Raw genomic sequence first — 18,542 nt, forward strand, 5'->3', positions numbered from 1 at the left:
AAAAAATGATATGATTTTCTTAGAGTCTATTCGGGTGAATCTACTGAATTAGGGGTTGTGGCGGTGAGGATGGGCAAAAGGAAAGTCACTTTACAAACAAAAATTTTGGGGTTAATTATTGGTCTTTTGCTTGTTGTTATTGCCTTATTAACCATTTGTTTTGGTTTTTTGCAGACATCAGAAAGGCAGAACCAAGCTGAACAGCTGGCGGTGCAAACTGCTAGAACGATATCTTATATGCCGCCCATTAAAACATCGGTGGCCACGGGAGATTCGCAAAATGAAGAACAGGCTGTGCTTGAGCAAATGAAAGAGCAAGTAAGAGCGCATGCCATTTTTATCACCAATCAAAAAGGAAAGGTTCTTTTTCATACGAATCATGAGGATGTAGGGAAAACCATCAGTGTGTCGGAAGGAAGAAGTACACTGCTATTTGGAGGAACTTCCATATCAACGGGTGATTCTGATGGTGAAACCGTTGTCAGAGGAAGTGCTCCGATCATGAAAGAAACTGGCAGTTATGAAGAGATTATTGGGACAGTCAGTGTCGAATTTTTAAAAAGAGATATCGACCAAGCGACAGCTCATCAACTATTCAAATTAAGTTATATTGCCCTTCTTGTGCTCTTGCCTGGGGTTTTTGGAGCGATTTTTTTAACAAGGAGTATTCGAAAAGATATATTAGGGCTTGAACCGCATGAAATTGCTTCATTATATCGAGAAAGAGAAGCGATGCTGCATGCGATTAAAGAGGGAATCATTGCATTTGACCGTAAAGGTGCCATTACGATGATGAATACGTCAGCTGAACAGATGCTGCGCGTCTCTTCAACGCTGCCTCTTCATATTGATCAAGTGTTGCCAAATGCCAATCTTCTTTCCTATCTAAAGGTAGAGACGATTGAACCTAACATAGAATCAGTCGTCAATGATAAAACCTTCGTGCTAAATGTCAAAAAAGTGGTGCAGGACAATCGGGTATTTGGAGGAATTGTGAGCTTCAGGGAGAAAACCGAGCTGACAAAGCTGCTGGATACATTGACAGAGGTCAGTCAATATTCAGAAGACCTTAGAGCACAAACACACGAATTTTCGAATAAGCTGTACGCTATTTTAGGCTTGCTTGAGTTGAAACAAGTGGATGAAGCCATTGAGTTAATTAAAGAAGAGTATACACTTCAAAATCGCCAGCATGATTTACTCATGAAGCAAATTCGCTCTCCGAAGATACAAGCCATTTTACTTGGGAAGTTAGGAAAGGCATCTGAGAAAAAGGTTCATTTTCACATTGATGAAAATAGTTCATTGGAGCCGCTCCCAGCCCATTTAAGTTTATCTCACTTTATTACCATCATTGGCAATCTCGTAGACAATGCGTTTGAGGCTGTATTGAATAAGGAGAAAAGAGAAGTCAGCTTGTTCATCACAGATATTGGATTTGATATTATCATAGAGGTATCTGATTCAGGGGATGGTGTAGATGAAGGAGCCATTTCACAACTTTTCACAAGAGGACATTCATCAAAGGGAGAAGGGCGAGGTTATGGACTTGCCAATGTCAAAGAAGTGCTAGATGAACTTGGGGGCTGGATTGAAGTTGCGAACCAAAAAGAAGGCGGTGCCATCTTCACTGTTTACATACCGAAAGGCACAAAGGGGGAATAGGTTGTGATAAAGGTACTCATTGCGGAAGATGATTTTCGAATCGCTGCGATTCATGAATCTTATATACAAAAGGTACAAGGCTTTCAAGTGGCCGGCAAGGCAAAGAGTGCAAAGGATCTGTGGGAGGCACTTCAAAAAGAACAAGTGGATCTCATTTTGCTTGATGTCTACATGCCTGATGAGCTCGGCACGAACCTTTTGCCGCTGTTAAGAGAGCGCCATCCTGAAGTGGATGTGATCATTATCACGGCTGCAACGGAAACGATGCTGTTAAGAGACGCACTGCATTATGGAGTCGTTCATTATTTAATCAAACCAGTGACCGCACAAAAATTCACGCAGGTTTTAACCGAATATAAAGAGAAGAGAGAGTTAATCAATTCAAAAGATGAAGTCAATCAAACGATGATTGATCTGTTTTTTGGTCAAATACAGGAAGAATCGCAGCAAAAGGATGAACGAGACTTGCCAACAGGCATTAATTCATTAACTTTGGACAAAGTGAAAACATTCATGGCAGCAGAGATGAACGGAATTACAGCGGAAGAACTCGGAGAAAAAATGGGCGCATCACGCACAACAGCAAGACGATACGTAGAGTATCTTGTGACAACGGGAGAATGCCGGGCAGAGCTGGCGTATGGAATCATTGGTAGACCAGAACGAAAATATTATCCCGCCAAAAAACAAACGGAGTCATAAAAATGAAAAAAGGAATACTCTTACTCATTTTGGTCTGCCTTTGTACAACGCTCACCTTTAATGAAAAAACAGCAAAAGATTCTTTCCTGGAGCACAGCCCATTATACATTGTGGTATCAGGTGTACCTGACGGCGGATTTGACCAAACAGCTCAAGTGATGAAAACCGTGCTAGAACAAGAAAAGCTAGTGGAAGAGCCTGTGCATATTCTTTATCAAAGAGGCGGAACGGTTGATAAAGGATGGACCTATATGATGGAGCGAGATGCCAATTATATCAGTTTAAATTCAAGCTTATTATTAAGCCGTAATTTGCTGGGCAGCAGTAACGTGACCATGAATGATGTTACCCCGCTCGCTATTCTTGCGGAAGAGTGGCAGGTAGTCGCAGTGCCAGTTGATTCTCCTTTCTCAAATGGAAAAGAGCTATTACACGCACTAAAAAAGAAACCGGATTCCTTAAAAATTGGGTTTGCCCCGGACTTTGGAAATGATGATCAAATCTCATTCGCACGGGCTGCCGAAATGGCAGGGATAGATCCGTACCGCATTCAGTTTTTAAAATTTGACAGTGCAGATGATTTATTTCAAGCACTCATTGACCATGAGGTAGATGCGGCGACTACAACCATTACAGAGGTTCGCCATGATTATGAAAAGAAAAGGTTGAAGCTCGTTGCAACCACAACGAATCAGCGTTTAGAAGGATTCAAAGACGTGCCCACTTGGAAAGAACAAGGGATTCCGCTCATCTTCTCTCATTGGCGTGGTGTGATGGGACCAAAGCAAATGAATCAGCACGACATTCGAGCATGGGATCAGCTTCTTCAAAAAATGACGCAAACGAAGTCATGGAAAAAGCAGTTAAAACAAAAAGGCTGGACAGGCCGTTATATGAATAGTAAAGAAGCAAAGGTCTTTATGGAAGATCAATTAAGGCGTTATGAGCAATTTATACAAGGAGAGCAAGCGGTCAAATGAGACCGCTTTTTTTCATGGAACCAACAAACAACAACAATTGCACAAAATGAACAAAAAGCATTTATCGACCAAAAAAGAATTAAAATTCATAATATTTACTTCAATTCAGGCGTCAGATATCATGACAGAAAGGGTTGGAAATGGGATACCAACATTTAATGAAAGCGTATACAACATAAGGGGTGAACGAAATGTTAGCGATCTTAGGATTTCTTATGATGATTGTATTTATGGTTTTAATTATGACGAAACGTATGTCTGTTTTAACGGCATTGGTATTAACACCGATTGCATTTGCTCTTATTGCAGGTTTTCATTTTACAGAAATTTCAGACATGATTGTCAAAGGTGTACAGCAAGTTGCTCCAACGGCGGTCATGATCATGTTTGCCATTTTGTACTTCGGGATTATGATTGATGCAGGTTTATTCGATCCAATGGTGGCGAAAATTTTAAAGATCGTCAAAGGCGATCCATTAAAAATTGTTGTCGGAACAGCCGTCCTGACGATGCTTGTCGCACTTGACGGTGATGGAACCACAACGTACATGATTACAACAACAGCCATGCTTCCACTATTTACACTGCTTGGCATTCGTCCGATTATTTTAGCGGGTATCGCCGGAGTCGGCATGGGGATTATGAATACGATTCCATGGGGAGGGGCAACACCTAGAGCGGCAAGTGCACTTGGCGTTGATCCATCACTTTTATTTGGCCCGATGATTCCAGTCATTGGTGCAGGGGTTTTGAGCATGATTGTGGTGGCATACTTTCTTGGGAAGTCTGAAAGAAAACGTCTTGGTGTTATTGAGCTCGAACAGCCGATTCATGCAAATGAAATGGCAGCAGCGCTGCAAGATGATATTAAGCGACCGAAACTTTGGTGGTTTAACCTGACACTGACTTTGCTTTTGGTTCTCTTGCTTGTGTCTGGAAAAGTAAGCTTAACGGTTCTGTTTGTTCTTGCCTTCTGTGTTGCCATTATCGTGAACTATCCGAACCTTGAACAGCAGCGTGAGCGGATTGCGGCTCACTCAACCAACGTCTTAGCGATTGCTTCGATGATTTTTGCGGCAGGTGTTTTTACAGGCATCTTAACTGGGACGAAAATGGTTGATGAAATGGCGATTTCGATTGTTTCGGCTATTCCAGAGCAGCTTGGCGGGTTTATTCCAGTCATTGTCGCGCTAACAAGCGGGATCTTCACTTTCTTTATGCCGAATGATGCATACTTTTATGGGGTACTGCCGATCCTATCAGAAACAGCGGCAGCATACGGTGTCGATAAAATTGAGATTGCGAGAGCATCTATCATTGGTCAGCCGATTCATATGTTAAGCCCACTTGTTCCATCGACTCATTTACTTGTGGGACTCGTTGGGGTATCACTAGATCAGCATCAGAAATTTGGCATGAAATGGGCGGTTCTTGCAGTCGTCGCCATGACAGTGATGGCGGTTCTCATTGGGGCCATTTCGATCTGGTAATGAGAAGAGTGTCTGCTGCTCATGCAGGCGCTCTTCTTTAGGTCCTATTGCAGGGCAACATCCATTCATTTGCCCTATATAAAGACATGCATGATTCCTCCAAAAGATATATTTTTGAAAAATGCTGACACTTTTGCTGTTTTTTTCTTTATAATGCAAATCAACGAAGGGAGAGGATAGCATGTCCAAACAGAAAAGTACCATTCTTTTTGCTGCTATATGCCTCATGGCAGGAAGTTTGTCGATGGTGACACCAGCTTCAGCGAATGCAGAGACCCCTTATTATGGAAAAAGCTATGAGCAGCCAGCCACGGTTCAAAAACTGTATCCTGAGCCTGACGAAACGTTTGATACCCCTGCTTTTCAGAAAAAAGGAAAAGCATTTACCACACAAGAAGAGCTTCAAGATTTTTTACGTGACATTGTCAGTAAAAGTCCTTACGCCACGCAGAAACAGATTGGAACATCCATTGAAGGCAGATCCATTCCAGCCCTCTATTTTACAAAGGATCGTCACATCTCTCCACTGTCAAAAAAGCCAACGATCTGGCTTCAAGCACAAATACACGGAAATGAACCAGCCTCCGGTGAATCTGCCCTTGTCATCGCCAAACGACTAGCAGGTGATGAAGGAGAGCGTATACTGAGCCATGTCAACGTCATCATTGTTCCAAGAATCAATCCAGATGGTTCTTATGCATTTGACCGCAGGCTTGCAAACGGAATGGATGGCAACCGTGACCACATGACACTAGAATCTCCAGAGCTGACAGCCCTTCATCAAGAATTTAATCGCTTTGCGCCCGAGGTCGTCATCGATGCCCATGAATATGATGTTGGTCAAAAGCAGTTTGAAGACATCGGTGCATCAGGTGCACTCAAGTATCACGATTTGCTGATATTATCCGGTAAGAATTTGAACATTCCTGAAAGTATTCGTTTCACGTCAAATGAATTGTACGTCAACGGAGTGCGTGAAACATTGACGAATAAGGGATTTTCCAACGATTTATATTATACAAACACAAGAGGGAAGGACGGAAAAATCGATCTTTATGAAGGCGGAACTGATGCACGAATTGGCCGAAATGCCCTAGCGCTTTCACCAGCTATTTCATTTCTTGTAGAAAGTAGGGGGATTGGAATTGGCAGAGAGGACTTTACCCGGCGCGTGGCAGCACAAGTCACCACTCATGAAAAAATCATTGAGACAACAGTGAAGCATGCTAAGCAGGTGAAGCAGCAAATGGTGACGGAGCGGCTGAAACTTGTGAAAAAAGGTCTTCAACCAAATGATGATGATCAAGTAGTCATTCAAGATGCTTTCAAGGCGCCTGTGAACGATTCACTTGAAATGGTGGATATTGAGAAAGGACAAACCACCAATGTCCCGGTACGTTTTCATAGTGCAAGTGATGCGGTTCCTGTATTGACAAGAGAACGGCCGACAGCTTATCTTATTCTCCCAGGACATGAAGGAGTAGATAGAAAGCTCAGAACTTTAGGGTTAAAAAGTGTGACATTGCCTGTTGGCATGAAAGTGCCAGTTCAAGCCTATGAGGTGACAAAACGAGTGGAAACAAGCAAAACAGATATTCAGCTTGAAACGAGGCTCGTTGAAAAGAAACGTCAACTGCCAAAAGGAACAAAGGTATATGTGACTGCACAGCCAGAGACCAATTTGTTGTCACTTGCCCTTGAACCAGAATCAAAAGACAGCTATATGTCATCAGGTTTTATTGCATCAAAAGTAGGCGATGAACTACCAGTTTACCGATTCTTGTTATCTCAAAAGACGTTAGGTATAAATAAAAAGGACTAAAATCAAGTTCATTTTAGCCCTTTGTCAACCACCCTAGAAGCGGCACAGTGCGTGCCGCTTTTTCTATTTTCGTCCAGCTCTGATCTCATCTGTCAAACCTTCATACGGTGCTTCTGCGATAATCGTTTCATCGTTTACCCCAGCATGGTGGATGTACGTAATGTCTGCGAATTCTGGTACGACATACTTCGGATAGGTTTCATATTTTTCACGGGATTCTTTCATGAGGTCGATATAGTCATTTTGATAGCAAACGGTGATATCTGGACGTTCATGCACCCATTTTGGGAAGAAAATGACGCCATGCATGCGTTTTTCCTCAGGCATAAAATTCAAAGACACGTCTGTCCCAGTCGGTTCCGTCCAGGAAACTTTGTATACCCCTTTTGTCAGTTTCACAATATTCACTTCTTGATCACGAACCCAGCGGCCTCCAACCATTCCGCTATGAATGCGGTAATCAATGGTGTGATCATTTTTAATGTAAATCTCATATTCCCAGCCATTTTCATACGTATAAATCATATGAAGTCCAACGAATTGATCCATGTTTATTCCTTCTTTCAATTAAAATGATGTTGTTTCAAACATGTCATGATTTACATGTTTATTTTAGGGTGTATGGTATACTATTGTCAAAGAATATGCGTTGGAGGCATGTCATGAGAGTACTGAAATATGCCATTCTTGGCTTACTAGATCAGCGTGAGCTGACGGGATACGATATGAAGAAACACTTTGAAGATTCCCTTGGACAGTTTTGGAGTGCGAAGCATAGTCAAATATACCCTGAATTAAAGCGGCTAACAGAAGAGGGTTTTATTGAATTTGATATTCACATACAAGGAAAGAAGCTAGAGAAGAAGGTTTATCAAATCACTGATGCAGGAAAAAGAGAACTGCATGAGTGGTTAAGGGAAAAATGCCCGATTCCAGACACAACAAAAGATGAATTTATGTTAAAAACGTTCTTTATCTCATCTATGGATCAAAAAGAAGCGGCCGGTCTTTTCTCACATCAGCTGCAGGAGCGAACAAAGAAAGTAGAGATGCTTGAACAGAAACTGAACGTTTTAACAGAAGAAGATCCATCTGCCCAATCACTGCATTCAACACAATTCGGGCATTATTTAGTGCTGACAAGAGCAATTGAAAGGGAAAAAGGGTATGTTCGCTGGCTCCAAAAGACCCTTGAAGTCATTGATTCATCCATTGTCTAAGGACAATCGTCGCACGATATGATAAAAAATGGTTTGAAACAAGTGAATTTATTAATAGAAACCGCTACAATGGATATATTCGTATTAAAGTGAGGCGAGTATGTTTGAGTAACCAAGAAGCGTTGTGGAATGAAGCAGAAGCTTTTATTTCTGTATGCTATGAAGAATTAGGCAAGTCAAATGAAGAAAAAGCAGCACGTCTGCATGAAATAAAAAAAGAAATTGAGTCTGACGGTATGTATACTCATACGCAGGAAGAATTAGCTCACGGGGCAAAAATGGCATGGCGCAACAGCAACCGGTGCATTGGGCGCTTGTTTTGGTCAACACTGCATGTGCATGACTGCCGGCACGTGACAACAGAAGATGAGGTGAAAGAGGCACTCTTTCATCATATTGAGTATGCGACAAATGGGGGTAAAATCAAACCGTCCATTACCATCTTCCCACCAGAGAATAAGGGACGGAAGGAAGTCGTTATTTATAATCATCAACTCGTTCGTTATGCGGGATATGAGTCGGAATATGGCATCATTGGGGACGAGGCATCACTTGAATTAACCAAGTTGTGTGAAGCGCATGGCTGGAAAGGCGAAGGCACGCATTTTGACCTTCTGCCACTTATGTTTCAGCTAAAAGATCAGCCGCCGGTTCTGTATGATCTTCCGAAAGAGATCGTTCAAGAGGTAGAGATCACTCATCCTGAATATGATGGGTTCGGTGATTTAGGACTGAAATGGTATGCTGTTCCGATTATTGCTGATATGAAATTAGAAATTGGCGGCATTCATTACAATGCGGCACCGTTTAATGGATGGTATATGGGAACAGAAATTGGCGCACGAAATCTAGCTGACGAAAACCGCTACAATATGCTGAAAAAAGTCGCTTCTATTTTAGGACTGGACACGACAAAGAATGCGTCACTTTGGAAGGACAAAGCCATTGTCGAGTTGAATGTCGCGGTTCTGCACTCTTATCGCGAGGCAGGGGTGACCATTGTGGATCATCATACAGCTGCCCATCAGTTCAAACAATTTGAAAAACAGGAAGAAAAGGCTGACCGTAAGCTGACTGGTGATTGGACATGGCTGATTCCGCCAGTATCACCAGCTGCTACGCATATCTTCCATCGTCACTATGACAATACGATCGTGAAACCGAATTATTTTTATCAGGAAAAACCATACCACGGGACGGAAAGAGCCTAGCGAAAAGCTAGGTTTTTTTGTATGAAATGAGTCTTTTGAATGTTGTTTAATTTGGAAAATGATGGTTTAATGTCGGTGAAATCAAAAAGGGGGAATATAGATGAAAAAAATAACGTTGCTCATATTTTTGGCTGTATTCAGTTTCAACGGATTTCTACCACTAGGTAATGAAAGAGCTAAAGCAACGACTGGAACAATGGTTCAGAATGTCATCGATTTAAAGGTGACAACCGATCGTTCAACTTATACTTCGCTCCATCCTCAGGTCAACGTCAACATGACCGCAACAACAAATGAAACACTTTATTATACAGCTGCTATTCGAAAACTTACTTTCCCAGTGACACCAGTCTTTACACACGAAGGGTCTATCTCTGGACAAAACGCTTTCGCAGCACCTACTCGTTTATTACTTCCTAACAGTGGGTCAGCCAACTATGATGTTCATGTGAGTCTCTACAAAGATGCTTCACGTACAACCTTGATTGGTTATGATGTTGCAAACCCATTTACTGTTGTGAAATAAAGAGTACACATCAACTATCCTCTAATCCGAAAGTCTTGATAATGGGCGAACTCGGTGAGCGGCTCCATGTCCAAATGTGTGACTTTTGAAAAAGGACTGCCTTTACGGACGGTCTCTAAAAAGTCAAAAACTTCCTGCTGCTCTCCTTCTACTTTTAACTCCACGTGACCCTCATCTGTGTTGCGTACCCAGCCTTTTATCCCTCGATTGACGGCTTCTCCTTGAACAAAATAACGAAAACCGACTCCTTGAACTCGTCCTTTTACAATAGCGTGATAATGAACCAATGTCATCTCTCCTTTTTTCTCATCGTACCATAACCTGTCTCGTTCCTTCACGTACCGACTATGATTTGACTGTCAAACCATGTAAAATAAAAGCAATCAGACAATCAAAGGAGATGGCGAGAGTGGGGCAGACAAGGTACGACATCGAAGGAATTCAAGTAGGACAACCTATCACCACCTATGTGAATGGTAAAGAAATCAAAACAGCCATCAACAAAAAGCGTATTCACGAGCCTGTTTATTTGAGTAAGCTCAATTTTGATGGAGATGGTCAGGGTGATTTGGTCCATCACGGAGGTGATGATAAAGCCATTTGCGTCTTTCCATATGATCACTATACTTATTTTGAGCAATTTTTAGGAGTGTCGTTACAGGAGGCAGCTTTCGGTGAGAACGTGACCGTGCATCAGCTTGTAGAGACAGAAGTCCGTATTGGAGATGTATTTCAGTTTGGGGAAGCGATTGTTGAGGTCAGTCAGCCAAGACAGCCATGTGTGAAGCTCTCTCTTAAGCATGGAAACATGAAGCTTGTGAAGGAAGTGCAGCAAACGGGATATACCGGTTTTTATTTGCGTGTGCTGAAAGAAGGAATGGTCTCTCCTGATGAAGCTCTTGTGTTAGTCGAAAAAGCGCCCCATCCCATCACTGTCCACGAAGTCAATGAAGTTAAATACCGTCAAGTAGATCAAAACAGGCTGAAAGCAGTTCTTGACGTAGATGCCTTAGCAGATGTGGTCAGGAAGTCTTTAGAAAAACGTGTTCAGCCCATATAAAAAAGCCGTACATCTGATATGGATGTACGGCTTTTCAACATTTAAGAGCTCGTTTTCTTTTGCTCAAGAAGATTTGCAAGGAAATAAGTTTTAAAGCTTTGAAGCTTTCTTCCTTCATGCTTGGTCACACCAAGCTTCTTTAATTCTTCGACATACCAGCCTTTGCTACCATAATGCATGATAGAAAACTCCTTTCAATGGAAACTGCCTGCATTGTAACATCTCAAAAAAGGACGTGAAAAGTGTGCAGGTGTTTAGAAATGAAAACTGATTCTATCTGCCTATGATCCATGTATATGCTGGAAATAATCATTTATGAATTTGGCGGGTTGAGGGTAACGATGATCATGCCGACTGTCATAATCATGATGACAATCCCGAGGTAGGTCATCATGGATTGTTTTTTCTTAATACCTACAACCGTTAAAATAATACTTTCAATAAAGAAGATAATACCGATGATGATGAACCACATATCAAATAAGACCCCTTTCGCATATCTTTGCCTATTTTACCACAGGCATTTTTGTTTAGTCGTGACAGATTCGTGAAACGGGCATGAAAAAATCCCCTCCAGTGAAGGAAGGGACCCGCTTGCTTACAGCTTTGTTAAAATAATCGGTTCGTCTTTTGTGATCACAATCGTATGTTCAATCTGTGCGACCAGGCTCTTATCAGGTGTTTTAAATGTCCAGCCGTCATCCGCTTGATATATCGATTCAGCATTTGTTGAAATAAAAGGTTCAAAGGCGATGACTGTCCCATTCTTAAACAAAGCATTATCGAATGGATCATAATAGTTCAAAATATGGTTAGGTGCTTCATGCAGGCTTTTCCCAATGCCGTGTCCTGTCAGGTTTTTAATGACGGTAAATCCTTGTTCTTTGGCTGTATTGTAGACTGCACGGCCAATTTGATTTTGTCTTTTTCCGGCTTTCGCGTGCTTTAATCCTTCAAGGAATGCATCCTCTGCACACTGGCATAATGCTTCAAGACGAGCATCTCCTGTACCTAAAACGAATGAAATCCCAGTATCGGAATAATATCCATCAAGCTCTGCTGAGATATCAATATTAATAAGGTCGCCCTCTTGTAAAATGGTTTTTTCACTTGGAATGCCATGTGCGACTTCATCATTGACACTGATGCAAGTCGTACCGGGGAAATCATATTCTTTTTCAGGAGCTGAATTGGCTCCATGCTCTTCTAATATTTTTTTCCCAATCAAATCTAATTCTTTTGTAGACATGCCTGGTTTCGCTTGGCTTTTCATTTCTTCTCTTGCCAAAGCGACAATTCGGCCGACTTTTTTTAAGGCTTCTAACTCATGATCATGTTTGACAATCACTGTTCATTCCCGCTTTCTATAACTTCATTCTATTCAATAGCTTACCACATTTTACGCCAAAAGAGTAAAGGCTGAGATTTGGGTGAGATGTGGACAAATTGGTATAGATAACTAGATGTGCATATGATATATTTTTTATGAACATCATGAGAGATTTGTTCATGATGATGACGAAGGGGGGAGAAATAAGATGGTGTTTCAGTTTTTTCAAAAGTTAGGAAAATCATTTATGCTTCCAATCGCTGTGCTTCCTGCAGCGGGTATCATTTTGGCTATTGGGCGGGAAGATGTATTCAACATCCCGTTTATTCATGCGGCAGGAAATGCAATTTTTGCGAATTTGGCTTTAATTTTTGCTATGGGTGTAGCGATTGGTATTTCAAAGGATGGTAACGGAGCAGCGGCGTTATCTGGAGCGATCTCTTATTTTATTTTGTCAGCTGGTACCACGTCGATCAATTCGACCAACAATATGGGGGTATTGGGTGGTATTTTGTGCGGACTTTTGGCAGGTTACGTTTACAATAAATTTAAGGACACAAAACTGCCTGAATACTTAGGTTTCTTTAGTGGAAGACGGCTTGTGCCTATTATGACAGCACTTTTTACCATTCTATTAGCAGCCGTTTTTGGTTATGTATGGCCTCCAATTCAAAGTGTGATCAATGATTTAGGGGAGTGGATTTTAAGTCTTGGAGCAACGGGTGCCGGGCTGTTTGGCTTCTTTAACCGCTTGCTCATTCCATTAGGACTTCACCATGTGTTGAATAATCTATTTTGGTTTCAATTCGGTGAATTCAGCGGAGCGACAGGTGATTTAGCGCGGTTTTTCAAAGGAGATCCAAGTGCAGGTGTCTTTATGACTGGTTTCTTCCCAGTGATGATGTTTGGGCTGCCGGCGGCATGTCTCGCGATGGTTGTGACCGCAAAGCCTGAAAAACGAAAAGCAACAGCCGGTCTAATGATTGGAATGGCACTGACGTCATTTATTACAGGAATCACAGAACCAATTGAATTCTCATTTATGTTTTTATCTCCACTTTTATATGGTGTTCATGCGATATTAACTGGTCTTTCGCTCTTTATTGTCAACACCTTAGGCATTCATAGCGGTTTCGCTTTTTCAGCGGGTGCGATTGATTACGTTTTAAGTTTTGGAATTGCGCAAAAACCCATTCTGTTACTTGTGGTTGGGGTCATCTATGGCGTGATTTACTTTGTTGTTTTCTATTTCCTGATTAAATTGTTAAAGCTAAAAACACCGGGCAGGGAAGATGATGACATCGAAGATATTTCAGGGGATGATACACATACTGCCGGAGCAAGTATGCTCGTAGAGGGACTAGGCGGCAAAGGCAATATCACCACAATTGACCATTGTGCGACCCGTCTTCGTTTAACAGTAGAAGATACCGATTTATTAAATGAAGGTACATTGAAAAAAGCAGGTGCCAAAGGGGTACTGACGTCAGGAAAAACTTCCGTACAAATCATCATTGGAACAAATGTCGAATTTGTCGCCGATGATCTTCGCAAGGAAGTCGATCGGGACTAAAAAAAGCGTTCAGCCAGATCAAATGGGCTGAACGTTTTTTTGTTTTCGCTGTTCGATCACCAGTACAATGCTGATGACAACAAGTAAAAACCATGAACTGATTTTACCAAGATGGACGAGAGACCAAGCATGCTGCTGATTTGGATATTGCCATGCTCCTAAAAAGGTCGTGACATTTTCGTCCACCCAAATAAAAAAGCCAATCAGCAAAAACGAGATAACAAGCGGCATGCGAAAGGTCGATGAACCGACCTGAAAGGAAACGGCTGTTTTTGGATATTCAACAATTAGGAGCAAAAAAATCTCATTCACCCTTATATTTTAAATATAACTTTGGTATATTTGTATTTATTTTGATTAAATTTAAGGAGAAAAATATGAAAATTAAAAAAGTCATTCTTCTATCAACCATATTCATTCTATTTATTACCGCAACATGCGTAATAATTTATGCGAAAAACAATTACCCAAAATTCATGGGTGAAAGTAAAGATCAGTATTGGAAAGCAGAACTAACGAGAAGTGACAAGACAAGTATAGGCCCAAACTATTATTTGGAACTTTATTGGAAAGGAAACAAAAATATAGAAAAAGAAATAAAAATTAAAACATTAAAACTAAAAATAGATGGAAAAGTATATGAAGAAAATGAGAACTATGACTTGGCGGAATATGCCACAGATAAATCTGAAAATGCTCCAGATCATATAACAACATTTGATTTCATACCAGAAGAAAAAATAAAAGGACACAAATTAGAAATAGAGATAGAGTGGAAAAATCAAGATTCTGAAAAGTCATCTAATATAAAAATAAAAGAAAAAAACATAGTAAATCTTAATTAATAAGATCTTTGTTATCAAAGACAAAAAAGCAGGCTCCAGTCAGCCTGCTTTTCCTTAGCAACTATTTAATTATTGATACCAACAGCCAATGCGCAATGACTTCAAAAGTCTCATTAGTTACCTCATCATCTTCAATCCAGATCAGATCCCAGCCTCTGCAATAATGTTTTCATACAAAATGTAACCCCTTTTCACTGTCTGAAATAACTTAGACGGTGATAACAAGGGAAAAGTTTGCCTCGACTAGATATTCATGAACAATTTGTGAATATATATGTGAAAAGGATCACAAATGTATATTAAGTAGTATAATAAGATCATAAAGAAAATGTGAAATATTTCACATAATTTAAAAGGAGGCATCATCATGTTTACAAAATTCTTACAAACGAATGTATGGGCAGCGGTTATCCTTTTGGCAGCAAGACTTTATATCGGATGGACTTGGCTGACATCTGGTATTGGAAAACTAACAGGCGGATTCGATGCATCAGGATATTTGCAATTTGCCATAGCTGAACCTGTTGTGAAAGATGGACATCTTGTTTATCCGTTCTATGTCTGGTTTTTAGAAAATGTCGCGTTGCCAAATGCCGGACTCTTCAGTGCCATGGTCATGTGGGGAGAAATCTTAGTTGGTCTAGGACTAATTGTTGGATTGTTCACAACAACAGCAGCCTTTTTTGGAAGCGTGATGAATGTCTCTTTCTTACTAGCTGGAACCGTTTCTGTTAACCCGCTTCTTCTTCTGATCGCCGTCTTCATTATGGCAGCGAAAGGAAATGCCGGAAAACTTGGCCTTGATTATGTAGCAGGTCCAGTCCTTAAGCGAAAACTGAAAAGAAAGCCGCATTTAGAAGTGGCATCTTAATAAAAGAAAGCATCCTGAGCGAAAACTCAGGATGCTTTTTATTTAGGAACTGGCTTTGATGAGGTTAATATGCACCACAGTCAGCTCGTGCTGACTGATATCTGGATCATGTCCGACGATAAATTCGAGCTCATAATCACCGGTCTGATAAACGTATTTCTTCTCTTTTGTTTGTGGGATGGTGCTGACTGAATCTGCTGGTCCAAGCTGTTTCTTTAATAGGGAAGGAGTCATTCCTCCGATATTCGTTTCTTTTTCTACATTTGTTCCAAAATAACGGATTTCGTTAATCTTGCCTTTTTTGTCATAGTGAAAAGCAAATCCAGGGTTGCCCATCTCAGCATGATACAAATCAAAGCCGCTTTGACCGGTTTCTGGATAAGGCTGTCCTAGTTTATGCCGAACGTCTTTTTTTGTTTGAACCCCTATTTTGAGTCCTTCTGCATAGTATGGCATTTGTCCTTGATGTGCTAGCTGATAAATGCTGTTTAGCGCTGCTTTCGGCCCTTGAGGAATGGACTGTTCTGCCTGCGTTTGGGTCAAGGCGTGCGCTGAAATCGCCGGGCTAAAACCGAATAAGGTGGAAGAAGCGAGTGAAGCGGTCACGACAAAAGCTGCTGTTTTTTTCATGATTAATCAATCCCTCCTTCTTCAACTATACCCGGTGCCATGTGGATCAAACGTAAAAAGCCCCAGCTGATCTTGGATCGGCTGGGGCCTTAAATGAAAAAGTTATTTGGAAGACGAGCTGGATTCATCTTTGGCGGAAGAGGAATCTTTTTCATCCTGTACTTTCTTTGTGTAGTCATAATCATTGCGTTCAATTGGTGTAAAGCCTTTAGGTTTGTAGAAACGGAGTAAATCTTCCGTGACAATCTTATCAGATGTCTCTAGCATCTTTTTCACCGTTTCGTTTTCTTGTGATGCCTTTTCAGTCGGCTCGATTTTTTCACCTGTTTTGTTGCTGTAATAGTTGTTGCCTACTTTCGTGTAGTCCTTAGACACGAAGTCTCCATTTCTAAATGGCACAAGCTCTTTAAAGTTCTTCGATAAGATATCAGAACCAGACATTAAATAGTTCTTCGTATCATCTCCGAGCAGGTGGAGAAGAGTAGGCGCAACATCGACTTCACCAGAGTATTTATGAATCTGTCCGCCTTTTACGCCTGGCACATGGATAAAGAGCGGCACACGCATAAGCTGGGCATTTTCATAGTCTCCAATTTTTTCGCCAGTCACTTTTTCCATCGCTTCATTATGGTTTTCTGAAATGCCGTAATGGTCACCGTACATAATGACGACGGTATTGTCATAGAGACCAGATGTCTTCAAGTCATTAAAGAACTGTTCAATGGCTTCATCTAAATAATGAGCAGATTGGAAGTAGTTATCAACGACGGAGTCTCCGAAGTCGCCAGGTTCAAAATCAGTATCACCTTCATCCATACCAAATGGGAAGTGGTTTGACAGCGTAATGAATTTTGAATAAAACGGCTGTTTCAGATTTTCAAGCATTGGCATGGATTCTTTGAAGAACGGTTTGTCTTTCAATCCATAGTTCTTCGTATCTTGTTCATTCATATCGTAGTATTCAGAATCGTAAAATCTGTCATATCCAAAGGACTTAAACATTTCATTTCGGTTCCAGAACGTTTTCGTATTCCCGTGGAATTCTGCGGACGTGTATTGGTCCTTTTTCAAAATGCCAGGAAGCGCCTGATATGTGTTTTGAGCTTTGTTAATAAACACAGAGCCTTGTGATAATGGGAAAAGCCCCGTATCCATCATAAATTCCGCATCAGATGTCTTTCCTTGTCCTGTTTGATGGAAGAAGTTATCAAAATAAAACGTTTTGTTGTCATGGGCTAATGAATTTAGAAAAGGAGTGACCTCTTTTCCATTCACCTTGTAATCAATGACAAAGTTTTGCAGTGATTCAAGAGAAATCGTAATGACGTTCATGCCTTTCGCTTTCCCGTAATAAGCTGGGTTAGGATCAGCGCTGTTCGCCTTTAGATAATTCTCTACATCTGTTACATCACTTGAATTTGCCAGGGCACGCTGGCTGTTTGATTTCACATTTTGAATGGCATCAAACACCGTAAAATTATAAGCACCCAAGTATTTGACTAAATAATTGCGGTCGAACGATCTTGATAAAAGCTCTGGGCGATCAATTTCTGCTGCGATTAAGTTGACAACAAAGATCAGAACAGAGGACACAAGAACGAGTCTAAACGATTTTGTTTTTTGAACAGGTACAGTCGCTGTACTTGTTTGCTGCTGTCTTTTCATGCGGACTGCGAGTACGATCAAGATGATGGTATCGAGAAAGTAAAACATATCAGTCCAACGCATGAGTGAAAATGCACTATCACCTAATTGTCCGCCATTCGTTCCTGCCTGCATCACTGTAGGCAGCGTGATAAAGTCATTGAAGAATCGATAGTACACGATGTTTGCGTAAAGTAAAAAAGACATGAAAAAGTGAATCACAATGATAGCGGCAGGCTGCCATTTTTTCTTGAACAATAAAGCAAAGCCAAGAAAGAACAAGCTGGAGCTAATAGGATTCACAAAAAGCAAAATATGCTGAAGCACATTTGATATACCAAGTTTAAATTCGATTAAATAAGCTGTATACGTCTTGAGCCATAACAAGATGGCTGCAATTACAAAGAAGCCGAGGCCTCTTTTTTGAATAAATGTTTTCATTTAAACACTCCTTTTCTCCGTTAAACGGAAGAGGCGGAACGAAAGAAAACGAACCATTAGAATATACCATGAAATGCACAAATAGAAAAGTCATAACCGATGAGCCGGTAAAGCAGCCTGTCCGCGCTAAAAATGGGAAGACATCGGAAATGTTCGATCTTCGAAAAACTTTTTATGAAATTCATCCTATTATTGACAGAAAATTCTGGTATTTTCCTGTTGCTATATCAATAAAACAGGTAAAAAGACACAAGTCTAAAGAATTAATTTGATTTCTACAATGGTGCTTTTAGGTGAATTTCCAGTGTTTATTAATGTTTATGCAGGTTAAGTATAAAAAATGAGGGAATGAATGGTTGAAATCACTGGATAATAATTCCTTCATGAAAATATATTGATATATTTTATTGCTTCATAAACATAAAGGTTTTGATGTGTAGTTTAAGGGTTTTATTCGTTTTGACGAGCGAACAAATTATCTAAATATACTTAAGCGAACAGTTCGACACTATAAACTTTTGAAACGGGGTCG

The 18,542-nt window shown here is 40.7% G+C and carries 19 protein-coding genes and 1 pseudogene; 12 read left to right on the forward strand and 8 right to left on the reverse strand.

All coding sequences use genetic code 11. The features are described 5' to 3' along the window. The first annotated feature begins 69 nt into the window (after window positions 1-69). The 5 genes from NST15_RS03700 to NST15_RS03720 all read left to right on the forward strand — a co-directional run bounded on the left by NST15_RS03700 (window position 70) and on the right by NST15_RS03720 (window position 6,659). Entirely contained in the window at window positions 70-1,665 is a 1,596-nt protein-coding gene (locus tag NST15_RS03700) for a sensor histidine kinase (protein WP_008341782.1), read from the forward strand. Between the two features lie 3 nt (window positions 1,666-1,668). Further along, window positions 1,669-2,367 carry a response regulator gene (locus NST15_RS03705; RefSeq protein ID WP_041506621.1) on the forward strand — a complete coding sequence of 233 codons (699 nt, stop codon included), beginning with the start codon at window positions 1,669-1,671 and terminating at the stop codon, window positions 2,365-2,367. A gap of 2 nt (window positions 2,368-2,369) precedes the next feature. Next, window positions 2,370-3,347 carry a tripartite tricarboxylate transporter substrate-binding protein gene (locus NST15_RS03710; protein ID WP_017358771.1) on the forward strand — a complete coding sequence of 326 codons (978 nt, stop codon included), beginning with the start codon at window positions 2,370-2,372 and terminating at the stop codon, window positions 3,345-3,347. 191 nt (window positions 3,348-3,538) lie between these two features. After that, window positions 3,539-4,837, forward strand: a complete 1,299-nt coding sequence (locus tag NST15_RS03715) for a citrate:proton symporter (RefSeq protein WP_008341779.1) — start codon at window positions 3,539-3,541, stop codon at window positions 4,835-4,837. Window positions 4,838-5,018: 181 nt separating this feature from the next. After that, window positions 5,019-6,659 carry a M14 family metallocarboxypeptidase gene (locus NST15_RS03720; RefSeq protein ID WP_342498868.1) on the forward strand — a complete coding sequence of 547 codons (1,641 nt, stop codon included), beginning with the start codon at window positions 5,019-5,021 and terminating at the stop codon, window positions 6,657-6,659. Window positions 6,660-6,722: 63 nt separating this feature from the next. Here the strand turns inward: NST15_RS03720 and NST15_RS03725 are convergent, their stop codons facing one another. Further along, complete coding sequence (locus NST15_RS03725; protein WP_025206914.1) at window positions 6,723-7,208, reverse strand: phenolic acid decarboxylase; 486 nt, start codon at window positions 7,206-7,208, stop codon at window positions 6,723-6,725. Window positions 7,209-7,321: 113 nt separating this feature from the next. Here NST15_RS03725 and NST15_RS03730 point away from each other — a divergent pair, with 113 nt between their 5' ends. The 3 genes from NST15_RS03730 (at window position 7,322) to NST15_RS03740 (ending at window position 9,616) form a co-directional block, all read left to right on the forward strand. Next, window positions 7,322-7,879, forward strand: coding sequence for a PadR family transcriptional regulator (locus NST15_RS03730; RefSeq protein WP_342498869.1), 558 nt, complete (start codon window positions 7,322-7,324; stop codon window positions 7,877-7,879). A gap of 104 nt (window positions 7,880-7,983) precedes the next feature. After that, window positions 7,984-9,090, forward strand: a complete 1,107-nt coding sequence (locus NST15_RS03735) for a nitric oxide synthase oxygenase (protein WP_024719345.1) — start codon at window positions 7,984-7,986, stop codon at window positions 9,088-9,090. Between the two features lie 100 nt (window positions 9,091-9,190). Continuing rightward, window positions 9,191-9,616, forward strand: a complete 426-nt coding sequence (locus NST15_RS03740; RefSeq protein WP_017358775.1) for a hypothetical protein — start codon at window positions 9,191-9,193, stop codon at window positions 9,614-9,616. A 14-nt stretch (window positions 9,617-9,630) separates the two neighbouring features. Here NST15_RS03740 and NST15_RS03745 read toward each other — a convergent pair whose 3' ends face one another. Next, window positions 9,631-9,903 carry an acylphosphatase gene (locus tag NST15_RS03745; RefSeq protein WP_017358776.1) on the reverse strand — a complete coding sequence of 91 codons (273 nt, stop codon included), beginning with the start codon at window positions 9,901-9,903 and terminating at the stop codon, window positions 9,631-9,633. A gap of 122 nt (window positions 9,904-10,025) precedes the next feature. Here NST15_RS03745 and NST15_RS03750 point away from each other — a divergent pair, with 122 nt between their 5' ends. Further along, a complete protein-coding gene (locus NST15_RS03750) occupies window positions 10,026-10,676 on the forward strand; it encodes an MOSC domain-containing protein (protein WP_017358777.1) in 651 nt (216 codons plus the stop codon). A 41-nt stretch (window positions 10,677-10,717) separates the two neighbouring features. Here the strand turns inward: NST15_RS03750 and NST15_RS03755 are convergent, their stop codons facing one another. The 3 genes from NST15_RS03755 to map form a co-directional block, all read right to left on the reverse strand. Further along, window positions 10,718-10,855: a YflJ family protein gene (locus tag NST15_RS03755; RefSeq protein ID WP_008341771.1), complete on the reverse strand. Its 138-nt coding sequence runs from the start codon at window positions 10,853-10,855 to the stop codon at window positions 10,718-10,720. Window positions 10,856-10,989: 134 nt separating this feature from the next. Continuing rightward, window positions 10,990-11,151 (reverse strand): hypothetical protein, encoded by a 162-nt coding sequence (locus NST15_RS03760; protein ID WP_017366810.1) that lies wholly within the window; start codon window positions 11,149-11,151, stop codon window positions 10,990-10,992. Between the two features lie 123 nt (window positions 11,152-11,274). Beyond that, window positions 11,275-12,024: a type I methionyl aminopeptidase gene (map, locus tag NST15_RS03765; RefSeq protein WP_008341769.1), complete on the reverse strand. Its 750-nt coding sequence runs from the start codon at window positions 12,022-12,024 to the stop codon at window positions 11,275-11,277. Between the two features lie 190 nt (window positions 12,025-12,214). Between map and nagE the strand changes: the two genes are divergently transcribed. After that, on the forward strand, window positions 12,215-13,579 hold the full coding sequence (gene nagE, locus NST15_RS03770) for an N-acetylglucosamine-specific PTS transporter subunit IIBC (RefSeq protein WP_008341768.1): 1,365 nt from the start codon (window positions 12,215-12,217) through the stop codon (window positions 13,577-13,579). An 18-nt stretch (window positions 13,580-13,597) separates the two neighbouring features. On the opposite strand, the pseudogene NST15_RS03775 reads toward nagE, so the two are convergent. Next, a pseudogene (locus NST15_RS03775) lies at window positions 13,598-13,882 on the reverse strand (DUF817 family protein); the annotation flags it as partial. A gap of 74 nt (window positions 13,883-13,956) precedes the next feature. Here NST15_RS03775 and NST15_RS03780 point away from each other — a divergent pair. Further along, window positions 13,957-14,424: a DUF4944 domain-containing protein gene (locus NST15_RS03780; RefSeq protein WP_008341766.1), complete on the forward strand. Its 468-nt coding sequence runs from the start codon at window positions 13,957-13,959 to the stop codon at window positions 14,422-14,424. Window positions 14,425-14,791: 367 nt separating this feature from the next. Continuing rightward, window positions 14,792-15,295, forward strand: coding sequence for a DoxX family protein (locus NST15_RS03785; RefSeq protein WP_007496570.1), 504 nt, complete (start codon window positions 14,792-14,794; stop codon window positions 15,293-15,295). Between the two features lie 42 nt (window positions 15,296-15,337). Here NST15_RS03785 and NST15_RS03790 read toward each other — a convergent pair whose 3' ends face one another. Both NST15_RS03790 and NST15_RS03795 read right to left on the reverse strand, forming a co-directional pair. Next, window positions 15,338-15,925, reverse strand: a complete 588-nt coding sequence (locus NST15_RS03790; RefSeq protein WP_342498870.1) for a YjgB family protein — start codon at window positions 15,923-15,925, stop codon at window positions 15,338-15,340. A 102-nt stretch (window positions 15,926-16,027) separates the two neighbouring features. Beyond that, window positions 16,028-18,010 carry an LTA synthase family protein gene (locus NST15_RS03795; protein ID WP_008341764.1) on the reverse strand — a complete coding sequence of 661 codons (1,983 nt, stop codon included), beginning with the start codon at window positions 18,008-18,010 and terminating at the stop codon, window positions 16,028-16,030. Window positions 18,011-18,542 lie beyond the last annotated feature (532 nt).

This window comes from Bacillus sp. FSL R5-0820, from assembly GCF_038593385.1.
Lineage (GTDB): Bacteria > Bacillota > Bacilli > Bacillales > Bacillaceae > Bacillus > Bacillus altitudinis.

Coding starts and splice junctions, on each gene's coding strand:
- NST15_RS03700 (WP_008341782.1), top strand. CDS start 70: ATGGGCAAAAGGAAAGTCACTTTACAAACAAAAATTTTGGGGTTAATT.
- NST15_RS03710 (WP_017358771.1), top strand. CDS start 2,370: ATGAAAAAAGGAATACTCTTACTCATTTTGGTCTGCCTTTGTACAACG.
- NST15_RS03715 (WP_008341779.1), top strand. CDS start 3,539: ATGTTAGCGATCTTAGGATTTCTTATGATGATTGTATTTATGGTTTTA.
- NST15_RS03720 (WP_342498868.1), top strand. CDS start 5,019: ATGTCCAAACAGAAAAGTACCATTCTTTTTGCTGCTATATGCCTCATG.
- NST15_RS03725 (WP_025206914.1), bottom strand. CDS start 7,208: ATGGATCAATTCGTTGGACTTCATATGATTTATACGTATGAAAATGGC.
- NST15_RS03730 (WP_342498869.1), top strand. CDS start 7,322: ATGAGAGTACTGAAATATGCCATTCTTGGCTTACTAGATCAGCGTGAG.
- NST15_RS03740 (WP_017358775.1), top strand. CDS start 9,191: ATGAAAAAAATAACGTTGCTCATATTTTTGGCTGTATTCAGTTTCAAC.
- NST15_RS03755 (WP_008341771.1), bottom strand. CDS start 10,855: ATGCATTATGGTAGCAAAGGCTGGTATGTCGAAGAATTAAAGAAGCTT.
- NST15_RS03760 (WP_017366810.1), bottom strand. CDS start 11,151: ATGTGGTTCATCATCATCGGTATTATCTTCTTTATTGAAAGTATTATT.
- nagE (WP_008341768.1), top strand. CDS start 12,215: ATGGTGTTTCAGTTTTTTCAAAAGTTAGGAAAATCATTTATGCTTCCA.
- NST15_RS03780 (WP_008341766.1), top strand. CDS start 13,957: ATGAAAATTAAAAAAGTCATTCTTCTATCAACCATATTCATTCTATTT.
- NST15_RS03785 (WP_007496570.1), top strand. CDS start 14,792: ATGTTTACAAAATTCTTACAAACGAATGTATGGGCAGCGGTTATCCTT.
- NST15_RS03790 (WP_342498870.1), bottom strand. CDS start 15,925: ATGAAAAAAACAGCAGCTTTTGTCGTGACCGCTTCACTCGCTTCTTCC.
- NST15_RS03795 (WP_008341764.1), bottom strand. CDS start 18,010: ATGAAAACATTTATTCAAAAAAGAGGCCTCGGCTTCTTTGTAATTGCA.